Origin of the sequence: Pantoea sp. EKM101V (assembly GCF_011800325.1) — a bacterium.
In the GTDB taxonomy this organism is placed as follows: domain Bacteria; phylum Pseudomonadota; class Gammaproteobacteria; order Enterobacterales; family Enterobacteriaceae; genus Pantoea; species Pantoea anthophila.
Genome location: NZ_JAALFP010000008.1, coordinates 114,062 through 130,161, shown reverse-complemented (window position 1 = coordinate 130,161; position 16,100 = coordinate 114,062). Strand labels below are relative to the sequence as shown.

General features: G+C 57.7%; 13 protein-coding genes. All 13 read left to right on the top strand.

Features of this window, described 5'->3' with window-relative positions; translation table 11 throughout:
- Window positions 1–3: 3 nt before the first annotated feature.
- Complete coding sequence (locus tag HFD92_RS14280) at window positions 4–1,770, top strand: peptidoglycan glycosyltransferase FtsI (protein ID WP_009092146.1); 1,767 nt, start codon at window positions 4–6, stop codon at window positions 1,768–1,770.
- Window positions 1,757–3,244 carry a UDP-N-acetylmuramoyl-L-alanyl-D-glutamate--2,6-diaminopimelate ligase gene (gene murE / locus HFD92_RS14275; RefSeq protein WP_046101208.1) on the top strand — a complete coding sequence of 496 codons (1,488 nt, stop codon included), beginning with the start codon at window positions 1,757–1,759 and terminating at the stop codon, window positions 3,242–3,244. Before HFD92_RS14280 ends, murE begins: the two co-directional genes overlap by 14 nt.
- On the top strand, window positions 3,241–4,599 hold the full coding sequence (murF, locus tag HFD92_RS14270; RefSeq protein ID WP_167429145.1) for a UDP-N-acetylmuramoyl-tripeptide--D-alanyl-D-alanine ligase: 1,359 nt from the start codon (window positions 3,241–3,243) through the stop codon (window positions 4,597–4,599). Before murE ends, murF begins: the two co-directional genes overlap by 4 nt.
- Window positions 4,593–5,675, top strand: a complete 1,083-nt coding sequence (gene mraY / locus HFD92_RS14265) for a phospho-N-acetylmuramoyl-pentapeptide-transferase (protein ID WP_150028636.1) — start codon at window positions 4,593–4,595, stop codon at window positions 5,673–5,675. Before murF ends, mraY begins: the two co-directional genes overlap by 7 nt.
- A gap of 2 nt (window positions 5,676–5,677) precedes the next feature.
- Window positions 5,678–6,994, top strand: a complete 1,317-nt coding sequence (gene murD, locus HFD92_RS14260) for a UDP-N-acetylmuramoyl-L-alanine--D-glutamate ligase (RefSeq protein WP_140924237.1) — start codon at window positions 5,678–5,680, stop codon at window positions 6,992–6,994.
- Entirely contained in the window at window positions 6,994–8,208 is a 1,215-nt protein-coding gene (ftsW, locus tag HFD92_RS14255; protein ID WP_009092138.1) for a cell division protein FtsW, read from the top strand. The genes murD and ftsW overlap by 1 nt, the downstream gene beginning before the upstream one ends.
- A complete protein-coding gene (gene murG, locus HFD92_RS14250) occupies window positions 8,205–9,263 on the top strand; it encodes an undecaprenyldiphospho-muramoylpentapeptide beta-N-acetylglucosaminyltransferase (RefSeq protein ID WP_009092136.1) in 1,059 nt (352 codons plus the stop codon). Before ftsW ends, murG begins: the two co-directional genes overlap by 4 nt.
- 70 nt (window positions 9,264–9,333) lie before the next feature.
- A complete protein-coding gene (murC, locus tag HFD92_RS14245; protein ID WP_009092134.1) occupies window positions 9,334–10,812 on the top strand; it encodes a UDP-N-acetylmuramate--L-alanine ligase in 1,479 nt (492 codons plus the stop codon).
- Complete coding sequence (locus tag HFD92_RS14240; protein ID WP_167429144.1) at window positions 10,802–11,722, top strand: D-alanine--D-alanine ligase; 921 nt, start codon at window positions 10,802–10,804, stop codon at window positions 11,720–11,722. The genes murC and HFD92_RS14240 overlap by 11 nt, the downstream gene beginning before the upstream one ends.
- 1 nt (window position 11,723) lies before the next feature.
- A complete protein-coding gene (ftsQ, locus tag HFD92_RS14235) occupies window positions 11,724–12,563 on the top strand; it encodes a cell division protein FtsQ (protein ID WP_167429143.1) in 840 nt (279 codons plus the stop codon).
- Complete coding sequence (gene ftsA, locus HFD92_RS14230; protein WP_009092129.1) at window positions 12,560–13,816, top strand: cell division protein FtsA; 1,257 nt, start codon at window positions 12,560–12,562, stop codon at window positions 13,814–13,816. Before ftsQ ends, ftsA begins: the two co-directional genes overlap by 4 nt.
- Window positions 13,817–13,887: 71 nt before the next feature.
- The gene (ftsZ, locus tag HFD92_RS14225; RefSeq protein WP_009092127.1) at window positions 13,888–15,042 is read left to right on the top strand and encodes a cell division protein FtsZ; all 1,155 of its coding nucleotides are present in this window, start codon (window positions 13,888–13,890) and stop codon (window positions 15,040–15,042) included.
- Between the two features lie 101 nt (window positions 15,043–15,143).
- Window positions 15,144–16,061: a UDP-3-O-acyl-N-acetylglucosamine deacetylase gene (gene lpxC / locus HFD92_RS14220; protein WP_009092125.1), complete on the top strand. Its 918-nt coding sequence runs from the start codon at window positions 15,144–15,146 to the stop codon at window positions 16,059–16,061.
- Window positions 16,062–16,100: the final 39 nt, after the last annotated feature.

Below are 16,100 nucleotides of genomic sequence, written 5' to 3'. Positions count from 1 at the left end.
CGAATGAGCGGTACAGGCAGAACGCTGAAGTTAAAGAAACCGGAAGATAAGGCCAGCTTTGTAAGCTGGCGTTTTGCGTTGCTGTGCGGCTGTATTTTGCTGGCGCTGGGGGGACTGCTGTCACGCGTTGCCTGGCTGCAGGTGATCAATCCAGGCAAGCTGGTCAAAGAGGGCGATCTTCGCTCGCTACGCGTGCAGGCGGTGCCGACGTCGCGCGGGATGATCAGCGATCGAGCCGGACGCCCGCTCGCCGTCAGTGTCCCGGTAAATGCCATCTGGGCCGATCCCAAAGAGCTCCACGCCGGCGGCGGCGTCACACTGGACAGCCGCTGGAAGGCGCTCTCCGATGCGCTTTCGATTCCGCTGGATCAGCTGGCGGCGCGTGTTAACGCCAACCCGAAAGGCCGCTTCGTCTATCTGGCGCGCCAGGTCAATCCGGCTATCGGCGAGTACGTTAAAAAACTCAAACTTCCCGGTATTCATCTGCGCGAAGAGTCGCGCCGCTACTATCCTGCCGGGCAGGTCACCTCCCATCTGATTGGTTTTACCAATATCGACGGACAGGGTATTGAAGGTATCGAGAAGAGCTTTGATAAGTGGCTGACCGGTGCGCCGGGCGAACGAACGGTGCGTAAAGACCGTTACGGTCGGGTCATCGAAGATATCTCTTCCGTCGACAGCCGGGCGGCCCACAACCTGACACTGAGCATTGATGAACGTCTGCAGGCGCTGGTTTACCGCGAACTGAATAACGCCGTGGCGTTCAACAAAGCGGAGTCGGGCACGGCGGTGCTGGTGGATGTGAACACCGGTGAAGTGCTGGCGATGGCTAACAGCCCGGCTTACAACCCGAACAATCTCAGTAATACCTCCAAAGATCTGATGCGCAACCGCGCCATCACCGACATTTTCGAGCCTGGCTCAACCGTGAAGCCGATGGTGGTGATGACGGCGCTGCAACGCGGCGTGGTCAGAGAGAACAGCGTTCTGAATACCGTGCCGTACCGCGTCAATGGTCATGAGATCAAAGATGTGGCGCGCTACAACGAATTGACCCTGACAGGGGTTCTGCAGAAGTCGAGTAACGTCGGGGTTTCACGTCTGGCGTTAGCGATGCCCTCCTCAGCGCTGGTAGAAACTTACTCGCGTTTTGGACTGGGCAAACCGACCAATTTGGGGCTGGTCGGGGAAAGCAGTGGCTTATACCCTAAAAAACAACGGTGGTCTGACATAGAGAGGGCCACCTTCTCTTTCGGCTACGGGCTAATGGTGACGCCGTTACAGTTAGCGCGAGTCTACGCAACCATTGGCAGCTATGGCATTAATCGCCCGCTGTCGATTACCAAAGTCGACCCGCCCGTCGCGGGGGAGCGCGTTTTCGATGAGTCGCTGGTGAAAACCGTGATGCATATGATGGAAAGCGTGGCGCTGCCCGGTGGCGGCGGTGTCAAAGCGGCCATCAAGGGCTATCGCATTGCGATAAAAACCGGTACGGCGAAAAAAGTCGGGCCGGATGGTCGCTACGTCAACAAATACATCGCCTATACCGCAGGTGTTGCACCTGCCAGTCATCCTCGGTTCGCGCTGGTGGTGGTGATCAACGATCCCCAGGCCGGCAAATATTATGGTGGTGCGGTTTCTGCTCCGGTGTTTGGTGCCATCATGGGCGGCGTACTGCGCACCATGAACATCGAACCGGATGCGTTACCGACCAATGACAGAAACGAGCTGGTGACTAACAGAAGTGAGGAATCAAGTGACAGATCGTAACCTGCGCGACTTACTCGGCCCCTGGGTGCCAGGCGCGCCGGCGCGCCCACTGCGTGACATGACCCTGGACAGCCGCCTTGCGGCTTCTGGCGATCTGTTTGTCGCTGTTTCAGGCCATCAGGTTGATGGACGCCGCTTTATCCCGCAGGCGATTGCGCAGGGCGTCGCTGCGGTTGTGGCTGAAGCCGAAGGCGAAGCCGCCGACGGTGAAATCCGTGAGATGCACGGCGTGCCGGTTATCTATCTGGCGCAGCTGCATCAGCGTCTTTCGGCATTAGCCGGACGCTTTTACCAGCAGCCAGGTGAAAAACAGAAGCTGATCGGCGTGACCGGCACTAACGGCAAAACCACCACCACGCAATTACTGGCGCAGTGGGCAATGCTGCTGGGTGAAACCAGCGCGGTTATGGGCACGGTCGGCAACGGCCTGGTAGGCCAGCTGGCCGCCGCCGAAAATACCACCGGCTCTGCGGTAGACGTACAGCATCTGCTGCACGATCTGGCTGAAAAAGGGGCGACCCTGACCGCTATGGAAGTTTCTTCACACGGGCTGGTTCAGCATCGCGTCGCGGCGCTGCCGTTTGCCGCTGCGGTCTTCACTAATCTCAGCCGCGACCACCTCGACTATCACGGTGACATGGAGAGCTACGAGTCCGCCAAATGGCTGCTTTTCTCCGAGCATCAGGTCGGTCAGGCGATCCTTAACGCGGATGATGAAGTGGGGCGTCGCTGGCTCGCGCGCTTACCGGATGCGGTCGCAGTCACCATGGAGAATAACCTCCAGCCGGGTTGCCATGGCCGCTGGCTGAAAGCCGACGCGGTGGAGTACCACGACAACGGCGCCCATATCCGTTTCAGCTCCAGCTGGGGCAATGGCGACATTGCCAGCCCGCTGATGGGCGCATTCAATGTCAGCAATCTGATGCTGGCGCTGGCGACCCTGCTGGCGCTCGACTATCCGCTGGCGACGCTGATCGACGCCGCCCCCCGGTTACAGCCGGTCAACGGGCGTATGGAAGTGTTCAGTGCCGCAGGTAAACCCACGGTCGTGGTCGATTACGCTCACACGCCAGACGCGCTGGAAAAAGCGCTGGAAGCGGCACGCCTGCACTGCACAGGAAAACTGTGGTGCCTGTTTGGCTGCGGTGGCGATCGTGATAAAGGGAAACGCCCGTTAATGGGGGCGATTGCCGAGCAGTTTGCCGATGTGGTGGTGATTACCGATGACAACCCGCGCAGCGAAGATCCGCAGGCCATCGTCAACGATATTCTGACCGGTTTGCTGGACCCGGGCCGCGCCCGTGTGGTCTCCGGTCGTGCGCAGGCGGTGACTAACACCATTATGCAGGCGCAGCCTGACGACATCGTGCTGGTCGCGGGCAAGGGCCACGAAGATTATCAGATTATCGGTACACACCGGCTTGATTACTCCGACCGTGCAACGGTCGCGGCTCTGCTGGGAGGCACAGCATGATTCCGGTTTCATTACAGACCCTGGCACAGATCACCGGCGGCACGCTTTACGGCAGCGACCTCACTCTGAACGAGGTCACCACAGATACCCGCAAGGTGACGGCTGGCAGCCTGTTTGTCGCACTGGTGGGTGAGCGTTTTGATGCGCATGACTTTGTCGGCGATGCGATTGCGAATGGCGCACAGGCGCTGCTGGTCAGTCAGCATTTATCTGTCGCTGTACCGCAGGTGGTCGTTGAGGATACCCGTCTCGCCTTTGGCAGACTGGGGGCCTGGGTTCGCCAGCAGTCGACCGCTCGCGTCGTGGCGCTGACGGGCTCTTCCGGGAAAACCTCGGTGAAAGAGATGACCGCGGCGATTCTGCGTCAGTGTGGTGAAACGCTCTATACCGCCGGTAATCTCAATAACGACTATGGCGTCCCGATGACGCTGCTGCGCCTGGCACCTGAACATCAGTATGCGGTGATCGAGCTGGGCGCGAATCATCAGGGCGAAATCGCCTATACCACCGATCTGGTTCGGCCGGAGAGTGCGCTGGTTAACAACCTGGCGGCAGCACATCTGGAAGGCTTTGGTTCACTGGCGGGCGTTGCCAAAGCCAAAGGCGAAATTTTTCAGGGCTTACCGCCGCACGGCATTGCGATTCTGAATGCCGAGAGCAATGACTGGCCAAAGTGGCAGGCGAATCTGCAGGATAAAACCGTGTGGCGCTTTGCACCGCAGGCGGCAGGGTGCGACTTCTCCGCCCGCGATATCCGCATTGCTCAGGACGGTACCCATTTTGTCATGGTGACTCCGCGTGGCGAAGTGGAGATCGTTCTGCCGCTGCCGGGTCGCCATAACATCGCTAATGCCCTGGCCGCTGCGGCCCTGGCCCTGTCAGTGGACGCGCCGCTGAGCGCCGTTCAGCAGGGGCTGAAAAGCCTGCAGTCGGTGCCTGGCCGTCTGTTCCCGGTGCGCCTTTCTGCGCAGCAGCTGCTGCTGGATGACAGCTACAACGCTAACGTCGGTTCAATGACCGCAGCGGTTCAGGTTCTGTCCGAGATGCCGGGCTATCGGGTGCTGGTGGCGGGGGATATGGCCGAGCTGGGCGACGAGACCGAACAGTGTCACCGCGAAGTCGGCGAGGCGGCACGTGACGCAGGCATTGATCGCGTGCTGACGACCGGCAGATTCAGCCATTTCATCAGCGAAAGCAGCAAAGCTGGCGAACATTTCAGCGATAAGACGGCGCTGACTGAACGTTTACGCCAGCTGTTGTCCGAACACTCAGAAATTACTGTCTTGATAAAAGGTTCGCGTAGTGCCGCCATGGAGCAGGTAGTACAGAGCTTACAGGAGAAAGGAACATGTTAGTTTGGCTGGCCGAGCATCTGGTCGCTTTATATTCCGGTTTTAACGTCTTTTCCTATCTGACGTTTCGCGCCATTGTCAGCCTGCTGACCGCGTTATTTATCTCGCTCTGGATGGGCCCGCGCCTGATCGCCTGGCTGCAGAAGTTACAGATCGGTCAGGTTGTCCGCAATGACGGCCCGGAGTCTCACTTCAGCAAGCGCGGCACGCCGACCATGGGCGGCATCATGATCCTGACCTCCATCACCATTTCGGTGCTGATGTGGGCCTATCCGTCGAATCCGTATGTCTGGTGTGTGCTGGTGGTGTTAATCGGCTTTGGCATCATCGGCTTTGTCGACGACTACCGCAAAGTCGTACGTAAAGACACCAAGGGACTCATCGCCCGCTGGAAATATTTCTGGATGTCGGTGATTTCGCTGGGCGTGGCGTTCGCGCTGTATGTGGCAGGCAAAGATACGCCGGCGACCCAGCTGGTGGTGCCATTTTTCAAAGACATCATGCCGCAGCTCGGCCTCTTTTATGTGCTGCTGGCCTACTTTGTGATTGTCGGAACGGGTAATGCGGTCAACCTGACCGATGGCCTGGATGGTCTGGCGATTATGCCGACCGTCTTTGTAGCGGCCGGCTTCGCGCTGGTTGCCTGGGCAACGGGTAACGTGAAATTCGCAGAATATCTGCACATTCCTTACCTGCGTCATGCCGGTGAACTGGTGATTGTCTGCACCGCTATCGTCGGGGCAGGGCTGGGCTTTCTGTGGTTCAACACCTACCCGGCACAGGTCTTTATGGGGGACGTGGGCTCGCTGGCACTGGGCGGCGCGCTGGGAACCATCGCGGTGTTACTGCGTCAGGAATTTTTACTGGTGATCATGGGCGGCGTGTTTGTGGTTGAAACGCTGTCGGTGATCCTGCAGGTGGGATCGTTCAAGCTGCGCGGTCAGCGTATTTTCCGCATGGCGCCGATCCATCACCACTATGAACTGAAAGGCTGGCCGGAACCGCGCGTGATTGTGCGCTTCTGGATTATTTCGCTAATGCTGGTGCTGATTGGCCTGGCCACGCTGAAGGTGCGTTAATCATGGCTGACTATCGGGGTAGAAAAGTCGTCATCATCGGGCTGGGCCTGACCGGGCTCTCCTGTGTTGATTTCTTTCTGGCGCAGGGCGTAACGCCTCGCGTGATGGATACCCGTGTCTCGCCGCCGGGGCTGGATAAATTGCCCGGGCAGGTTGAACGCCATCTGGGCGGTCTTAACGGCGACTGGCTGCTGACCTCCGATCTGATTGTTGCCAGTCCGGGCATCGCGCTGGCGCATCCGCTTCTCAGCGAAGCAGCAGATGCCGGCATCGAAATCGTCGGCGACATCGAGCTGTTTTGCCGCGAGGCGCAGGCACCTGTCGTGGCGATTACCGGTTCCAACGGCAAAAGCACGGTGACGACGCTGGTGGGCGAGATGGCCAAAGCCGCAGGCTGGCAGGTGGGTGTGGGCGGCAACATCGGTCTGCCCGCACTGAGCCTGCTGCAGTCTCCGGCGCAGCTCTACGTGCTGGAGCTCTCCAGTTTTCAGCTTGAGACTACGCACAGCCTGAAAGCCGCGGCGGCAACCGTGCTGAACGTCAGCGAAGATCATATGGATCGCTATCCGCTGGGGATGCAGCAGTATCGTGCCGCCAAACTGCGGGTTTACGAGAATGCGCAGACCTGCATCGTTAACGCCGATGACGCCCTGACGATGCCGGTTCGCGGGGCGGACACCCGTTGTGTCAGCTTTGGCATCGATTTCGGTGACTATCACCTTAACAAGCAGCAGGGCAGTATCTGGCTGCGGGTGAAGGGTGAGAAGGTGCTCAACACCGCTGAAATGAAAATGACCGGCCAGCACAACTACACCAATGCACTGGCGGCACTGGCCCTGGCTGATGCCGTAGGGTTGCCACGCGCCTCCAGCCTGGCCGCTTTAACGCATTTTAACGGTCTGGCACATCGCTTCCAGCTGGTGCATGAGCATCAGGGCGTACGCTGGATTAACGACTCTAAAGCCACCAATGTTGGCAGCACCGAAGCGGCACTGAATGGTCTGCAGGTGAACGGCACGTTATGGCTGCTGATGGGCGGGGATGGCAAATCAGCCGACTTTACGCCGCTGGTCCCCTGGCTGCAGGGTGACAATGTGCGTCTCTACTGTTTTGGCCGCGACGGTGATGCGCTGGCGGCGCTGCGTCCTGAGATCGCCGTACGCACGGAGACGATGCGTCAGGCAATGGAGCAGATCGCGCCTCAGGTTAAATCCGGCGATATGGTTCTGCTGTCGCCCGCCTGTGCCAGCCTTGACCAGTTCCGTAACTTTGAGCAGCGCGGCGATCAGTTTGCGCAGCTGGCGAAGGAGCTGAGCTGATGCGTATTCCTGGCGCCGGACTGGCTCACTATTTCTCAGGACGCCTGAAAGATTGGGTCATGGGAGCGCGTGAAAGTGATGACACTTCACTGGTGCTCTATGACCGCACGCTGTTATGGCTGACGCTCGGTCTGGCAGTGATTGGTTTTGTGATGGTGACCTCGGCCTCTATGCCGGTCGGTCAGCGTCTGAATGACGATCTCTTTTACTTTGCCAAGCGTGACGCCTTCTACATTGCGCTGGCGCTGGGCATGGCGCTGGTCACGCTGCGGGTGCCGATGGATTTCTGGCAGCGCTACAGCAACGTGATGCTGATGGTCACGATCGTCATGCTGCTGATTGTTCTGGTGGTCGGCAGCTCGGTTAACGGTGCATCGCGCTGGATTGCGCTGGGGCCGCTGCGTATCCAGCCTGCGGAGCTGTCGAAGCTCTCCCTGTTCTGCTATCTCGCCAGTTACCTGGTGCGCAAAGTGGAAGAGGTGCGTAATAACTTCTGGGGGTTCTGTAAACCGATGGGCGTCATGGTCGTGCTGGCGGTGTTACTGCTGGCGCAGCCCGACCTGGGAACGGTGGTGGTACTGTTTGTTACGACGCTGGCGATGCTCTTCCTGGCGGGGGCCAAGCTGTGGCAGTTCATGGCGATTATCGGCTCCGGTATCTTTGCGGTGATCCTGCTTATCATTGCAGAACCCTACCGTATGCGCCGCGTGACGTCGTTCTGGAATCCCTGGGAAGATCCGTTTGGGAGTGGCTACCAGCTGACCCAGTCGCTGATGGCCTTTGGCCGCGGTGAGTTCTGGGGGCAGGGACTCGGTAACTCCGTGCAAAAGCTGGAATATCTGCCGGAAGCACACACCGACTTTATTTTCGCCATCATAGGGGAAGAACTCGGTTACATCGGTGTGGTATTGGCACTTTTAATGGTATTCTTCGTCGCTTTTCGTGCGATGTCGATTGGCCGACGTGCGCTGGAGCTGGATCAGCGTTTTTCCGGCTTTTTAGCCTGTTCAATTGGCGTCTGGTTCAGCTTCCAGGCGCTGGTTAACGTCGGGGCTGCAGCCGGTATGTTACCGACTAAAGGCCTGACCTTACCGCTGATCAGTTACGGTGGTTCGAGTCTGATCATTATGTCGACCGCCATCGTCTTTTTATTACGCATAGATTATGAAACGCGCCTGGCGAAAGCGCAGGCGTTTACCCGAGGTGGTCGATGAGCGGTAAGCGATTGATGGTGATGGCAGGCGGAACCGGCGGACATGTTTTTCCCGGTCTGGCTGTCGCCCATCATCTGATGGAACAGGGCTGGCAGGTTCGCTGGTTAGGCACCGCCGACCGCATGGAGGCCGATCTGGTGCCGAAGCACGGCATTGAGATCGACTTTATCCGCATCAGCGGACTGCGTGGTAAAGGCCTGAAAGCGCTGCTGCTGGCGCCCATGCGCATCTTCAATGCATGGCGTCAGGCGCGCCGCATTATGAAAGCCTGGCAGCCCGATGTTGTGCTGGGCATGGGCGGCTACGTTTCCGGTCCCGGTGGTCTGGCGGCCTGGAGTTGCGGCATTCCGGTGGTACTGCATGAGCAGAACGGGATTGCCGGACTGACCAACAAATGGCTGGCGAAAATCGCCACCAAAGTGCTGCAGGCGTTTCCGGGGGCTTTTCCTGCTGCCGATGTAGTGGGCAATCCGGTGCGTACGGATGTGCTGGCGCTGCCTCTGCCGGCACAACGACTGGCCGACCGGTCGGGCCCGATACGGGTGCTGGTGATTGGCGGCAGTCAGGGCGCGCGGATACTGAACCAGACGCTGCCGCAGATTGCGGCGCTGGTGGGTGATGAGATCACCCTGTGGCATCAGACCGGTAAAGGGGCGCTGCCCGAAACGGAGAAAGCCTATCAGCAGGCGGGTCAGACGCAGCACAGGGTCACCGAGTTTATCGATGATATGGCGGCGGCCTATGCCTGGGCCGATGTGGTGGTCTGCCGCTCCGGAGCGTTAACCGTGAGTGAAGTCGCTGCCGCTGGTTTACCGGCGATTTTCGTGCCGTTTCAGCACAAGGATCGCCAGCAGTACTGGAACGCGCTGCCGCTGGAAAAAGCGGGCGCCGCCAGAATTTTTGAGCAGCCGCAGTTTACTGCGGAAGCCGTAGCGGATCTGCTACGCCACTGGGATCGCGCAACCCTGTTGACGATGGCTGAGCAGGCCCGTCAGGTGGCGATCCCCGATGCGACCGATCGGGTCGCACAGGAAGTGGCTCGCGCCGCAAAGTAATCATTCCGGTCAGCGTGTCTGACCTGTACCCGGGCCGGGTACAAACTGAAAGAGCAGGTAATTGAGAGCGATGAATACACAACAATTGGCAAAACTGCGTTCTATCGTGCCCGAGATGCGTCGCGTCCGGCACATCCACTTTGTCGGCATCGGTGGTGCTGGCATGGGCGGTATTGCCGAAGTGTTAGCAAATGAAGGCTACCATATCAGCGGTTCAGATCTGGCCCCTAATCCGGTGACGCAGAACCTGATAGCGCTGGGTGCAACCATCTATTTTAACCATCGCCCTGAAAACGTGAACGATGCCAGCGTGGTGGTGGTTTCCAGCGCGGTCTCGCAGGACAACCCTGAACTGGTGGCGGCGCGTGAACAGCGCATTCCGGTCATCCGTCGCGCGGAGATGCTGGCGGAGCTGATGCGATTCCGTCACGGCATCGCCGTTGCGGGCACTCATGGCAAAACCACCACCACGGCGATGGTCTCAAGCATTTATGCGGAAGCCGGGCTGGATCCGACCTTTGTAAACGGCGGACTGGTCAAAGCAGCAGGCACCCATGCCCGTCTGGGCAACAGCCGCTATCTGATTGCCGAAGCGGATGAGAGTGACGCGTCGTTCCTGCATCTGCAGCCGATGGTGGCGATTGTGACCAACATTGAAGCGGACCACATGGACACCTATCAGGGCGATTTTGAGAACCTGAAGCAGACCTTTATTAACTTCCTGCACAACCTGCCGTTTTACGGTCGCGCAGTGATGTGCGTGGATGATGCGGTGATCCGCGATCTGATCCCACGTGTAGGACGGCACATTACCACCTACGGTTTCAGTGATGACGCTGACCTGCGCATTGAGAATTATGAGCAGAGTGGTGCGCAGGGACATTTCACCCTGATTCGTCAGGATAAAGCGCCGCTGCAGATTACGCTGAACGCACCGGGCCGCCACAACGCACTGAATGCGGCCGCCGCGGTTGCCGTCGCCAGTGAAGAGGGCATTGAAGACAACGCCATTCTGGCCGCGCTGGAGAGCTTCCAGGGCACGGGCCGTCGCTTTGATCTGCTGGGTGAGTTCCCGACCGAACCGGTAAACGGGCAGCCGGGCAGCGCAATGCTGGTGGATGACTATGGTCATCACCCGACTGAAGTTGAGGCGACGATCAAAGCGGCGCGTGCAGGCTGGCCGGACAAAAAACTGGTCATGGTATTTCAGCCGCACCGTTTCAGCCGAACCCGCGATCTCTTCGATGATTTCGCCAACGTGCTGTCACATGTCGATGTCCTGCTGATGCTGGATGTCTACTCTGCCGGTGAGACGGCCATTCCGGGCGCAGACAGCCGTTCGCTCTGCCGTGCGATTCGCAATCGGGGCAAAGTGGATCCGATTCTGGTGCCGGAACATGACGCGCTGCCGGAGATGCTGGCACCGCTGCTGTCAGGCAACGATCTGATTCTGGTGCAGGGAGCCGGTAACGTCGGCAAGGTTGCCCGCAAGCTGGCTGACGCGAAGCTCCAGCCGGAGCAGAAAGCGGAGGATCGTCATGGCGGATAAAGTTGCCGTATTAATGGGCGGTACCTCGGCAGAGCGTGAGGTGTCGCTTAACTCGGGTCAGGCTGTGTTAGCCGGATTACGGGAAATGGGCATTGATGCACATGGCATCGATACCCGTGATGTTTCGGTTCTCACGCTGAAAGAGCAGGGCTTTACCAAAGCCTTTATCGCTCTGCATGGCCGGGGTGGCGAAGATGGCTCGCTACAGGCGGTGCTGGAGTTTCTTCAACTGCCCTACACGGGCAGCGGCGTGATGGCCTCAGCCGTCACCATGGACAAGCTGCGCACCAAACTGCTGTGGCAGGGGCGCGGCTTACCTTCAGGACGCTTTGTCTGGCTGACGCGTCAGCAGTTTGATGCCGGGCTGGATGCAGAGAGCGACGCGGCGATTGCGGCGCTTGGTCTGCCACTGTTTGTTAAGCCAGCCTGTGAAGGCTCCAGCGTGGGCATCAGCCGGGTCAACGATCTGAGCGCGCTGCCTGCTGCACTGGAACTGGCGTTTAAGCACGACAATGACGTGCTGGTCGAGGCGTTTCTCAGCGGCGCGGAGTATACCGTCGCGATTGTGGGCGATCGTATTCTGCCCGCCATTGAAATTAAGAGCGCCAGTGAGTTCTATGACTATGAAGCTAAATACATTTCTGACGATACTCAGTATCTCTGTCCGGCCGATTTAAGTGCCGAACGGGAAGCAGAATTGCAGCAGCTGGTGCTGGCAGCCTGGCGTGCGCTGGGATGCCGTGGCTGGGGACGGGTTGATGTGATGACCGACGGAGAGGGGAACTTTCAGCTGCTGGAAGCCAACACCTCACCGGGCATGACCAGCCACAGTCTGGTTCCGATGGCGGCGAAACAGGCGGGTATGCGTTTCCCGCAGCTGGTTGCCCATATTCTGGAGCTGGCCGACTGATATGTCACAGGCGGCGATGAGAGTTCGAAACCGTGAACCGCAGGAGCGTACTCGCACCGGGCGCAGTAACGGAGCCCGACTGTTCGGTATTGTTTTCCTGATGATTGTCATCGGGATTATGATTTCCGGCGGGCTGGTGGTGCTGAAGTGGATGAATGATGCGTCCCGGTTGCCGTTATCCAGACTGGTGGTAACGGGGCAGACGCACTACACCACGCACGATGATATCCGCCAGGCGATCCTGTCGCTTGGCCCACCGGGCACCTTTATGTCGCAGAATGTCGACATCCTGCAGCAGCAGATCGAGCGGCTGCCGTGGATTAAGCAGGTCAGCGTGCGTAAACAGTGGCCGGACGAGCTAAAGATTCATCTGGTGGAGTACACGCCAGTGGCGCGCTGGAACGATGTGCATATGGTGGATGCTGATGGGGTTTCCTTCAGTGTGCCTGCCAGCCACATTGGTAAAGAGACGTTGCCAATGCTGTATGGACCTGAAGGGAGTGAGAAAGAGGTCCTGGCGGGCTATCACAGCATGGATGATGTGCTGAAAGCCCGGAAGTTTACTCTGAAGGTGGCGTCGATGACGGCCCGGCGTTCATGGCAGCTGGTCACCAGCGATGATGTTCGTATCGAGCTGGGCCGCAGCGACACCATGAAACGACTGAATCGCTTTATTGAGCTCTACCCGGTGCTGGAACAGCAAGGTCAGAACGAGAGCAAACGTATCAGCTACGTGGATTTGCGATACGACTCGGGCGCTTCTGTTGGCTGGACACCGGTTGTGATGGAGCCACAGGACAGTAATCAGCAACAGAACCAGGCACAGGCTAAACAACAATGATCAAGGCAACGGACAGAAAACTGGTAGTTGGACTCGAAATCGGCACTGCGAAGGTCGCCGCCCTGGTTGGGGAAATTCTGCCCGATGGTATGGTCAACATTATTGGGGTGGGCAGCTGTCCCTCCCGCGGTATGGATAAAGGTGGCGTAAACGACCTTGAGTCGGTGGTGAAATGCGTTCAGCGTGCCATCGACCAGGCTGAGCTGATGGCAGATTGCCAGATCTCCTCTGTCTACCTTGCTTTATCGGGCAAACATATCAGTTGTCAGAACGAAATCGGGATGGTTCCGATTTCGGAAGAGGAAGTGACTCAGGATGATGTGGAGAACGTCGTGCATACCGCCAAATCGGTGCGTGTGCGTGATGAGCATCGCATCCTGCACGTGATTCCTCAGGAATATGCCATCGACTATCAGGAAGGGATTAAGAACCCGGTCGGCCTTTCCGGCGTGCGTATGCAGGCGAAAGTGCACCTGATCACCTGTCACAACGACATGGCGAAGAACATCGTGAAAGCCGTTGAGCGGTGCGGGCTGAAAGTCGATCAGCTGATTTTTGCCGGTCTCGCCTCCAGTTTTGCCGTTTTAACGGAAGACGAACGTGAGCTGGGCGTGTGTGTTGTCGACATTGGTGGCGGTACAATGGACATTGCCGTATATACCGGCGGCGCTTTACGGCACACTAAGGTTATTCCGTATGCGGGCAACGTCGTCACCAGCGATATCGCCTATGCGTTTGGCACACCGCCAACCGATGCGGAGGCGATTAAAGTGCGTCATGGCTGTGCGCTGGGATCGATTGTCGGCAAAGATGAGAACGTTGAAGTGCCAAGCGTGGGCGGACGTCCACCGCGCAGCCTGCAGCGTCAGACGCTGGCAGAGGTGATTGAGCCGCGTTATACCGAACTTTTGAATCTGGTCAACGACGAGATTCTGCAGTTACAGGAACAACTGCGTCAGCAGGGCGTGAAGCACCACTTAGCCGCAGGCATTGTCCTGACCGGTGGCGCCGCGCAAATTGAAGGACTGGCGGCCTGTGCGCAACGCGTATTCCATACGCAGGTGCGTATCGGACAGCCGCTGAATATTACTGGCCTGACTGATTATGCGCAGGAATCGTACTACTCCACCGCGGTGGGACTGCTGCACTACGGCAAAGAGTCGCACATGAACGGTGATGCAGAGACCGAAAAGCGTGTCTCAGTAGGTAACTGGTTCAAGCGTTTTAACAGTTGGTTAAAAAAAGAGTTTTAATTTTTGTGAAAGGAGATCATGCTGTTTTCTTTAGTGATCTCCAGGCGACAGGCACATAACGGAGAGAAATCATGTTTGAACCTATGGAATTAACCAACGACGCGGTGATTAAAGTCATCGGCGTCGGTGGCGGCGGCGGTAACGCCGTAGAGCACATGGTACGCGAGCGTATCGAAGGTGTGGAATTCTTTGCTGTGAATACCGACGCTCAGGCGCTGCGTAAAACAGCGGTCGGCCAGACGATCCAGATCGGTAACAACATTACCAAAGGTCTGGGTGCGGGTGCGAATCCGGAAGTGGGCCGTAACTCTGCAGAAGAAGATCGCGAAGCACTGCGTTCTGCGCTGGAAGGGGCAGACATGGTGTTCATCGCAGCCGGCATGGGCGGCGGTACCGGTACCGGTGCAGCGCCTGTCGTGGCTGAAGTGGCAAAGGATTTAGGCATCCTGACGGTGGCCGTGGTCACCAAGCCGTTCAACTTCGAAGGCAAAAAACGCATGGCGTTTGCCGAGCAGGGGATCGCTGAACTCTCTAAGCATGTCGATTCACTGATCACCATTCCTAACGACAAGCTGCTGAAAGTGCTGGGTCGCGGAATCTCCCTGCTGGATGCGTTTGGCGCAGCCAACGACGTGCTGAAAGGTGCAGTCCAGGGTATTGCCGAGCTGATCACCCGTCCGGGCCTGATGAACGTCGACTTTGCTGACGTGCGTACCGTCATGTCTGAAATGGGTTATGCGATGATGGGTTCAGGCGTTGCGTGCGGTGAAGATCGCGCGGAAGAAGCGGCTGAAATGGCGATCTCCAGCCCACTGCTGGAAGATATCGACCTGTCTGGTGCACGTGGCGTGCTGGTCAACATTACGGCAGGCTTCGATCTGCGTCTGGATGAGTTCGAAACCGTGGGTAACACCATCCGCGCCTTCGCCTCTGACAACGCAACCGTGGTTATCGGCACCTCGCTGGATCCGGAAATGAACGACGAACTGCGCGTCACCGTGGTGGCAACCGGTATCGGCATGGACAAGCGTCCGGAAATCACGCTGGTCACTAACAAGCCAGCCAGCCAGCCTGTGATGGATCATCGCTATCAGCAGCACGGTATGTCACCGCTGCCGCAGGAGCAGAAACCCGCTGCTAAAGTGGTTAACGACCAGGCTGCGCAGTCGAACAAAGAGCCCGACTATCTTGATATTCCGGCCTTTTTACGCAAGCAGGCCGATTAGGATTAACCCTATAATTGGGGTTCTCCGCTCTTTGTGCTAAAGTGTCTGCCCGCTGGTAAAGTATACTGGCGGTCGGAAAGGTAATATTGCGAGATAATGCGATGATCAAACAAAGGACATTAAAACGTATTGTTCAGGCGACGGGTGTCGGTTTGCATACCGGCAAAAAAGTCACCCTGACATTACGCCCTGCGTCGGCTAACACCGGGGTCATCTATCGTCGCACCGACTTGAATCCACCGGTAGATTTTCCGGCTGATGCAAAATACGTGCGCGACACCATGCTGAGTACCTGCCTGGTGAATGATGACGGCGTGCGTATTTCAACGGTCGAACACCTCAATGCCGCCCTGGCCGGTCTGGGTATCGATAACATTATTGTTGAAGTCGATGCTCCGGAAATTCCGATCATGGATGGCAGCGCAGCACCGTTTATCTATCTGCTGATGGATGCGGGTATCGAGCAGCTCAACAGCGCGAAGAAATTCGTGCGCGTTAAGCAGACCGTGCGTGTGGAAGAGGGTGATAAATGGGCCGAGATCAAACCGTACAACGGTTTCTCGCTTGATTTCACCATCGACTTCAAACACCCGGCTATCGATTCCAGCTCACAGCGTTATGCGATGAACTTCTCTGCTGATGCCTTTGTTCGTCAGATCAGCCGGGCGCGTACATTTGGCTTTATGCGTGAAATCGAATACCTGCAGTCTAAAGGCCTGTGCCTGGGCGGTAGCTTAGATTGTGCGATAGGTCTGGATGATTTCCGCGTACTGAATGAAGAAGGCCTGCGTTTTGAAGACGAGTTTGTCCGTCACAAAATGCTGGACGCTATCGGCGACCTGTTTATGTGTGGTCACAACATCATTGGTGCATTTACTGCATTCAAATCAGGTCACGCACTGAACAACAAGCTGCTGCAAGCGGTTCTGGCTAAGCAGGAAGCCTGGGAATGGGCAACCTTCGAAGACGAAGCTGAACTGCCGCTGGCATTCAAAGCACCGAATCTGGTTCTGGCTTAATTACCCCGGAACGCGAAACGGCTGGTTATGCTGACACCC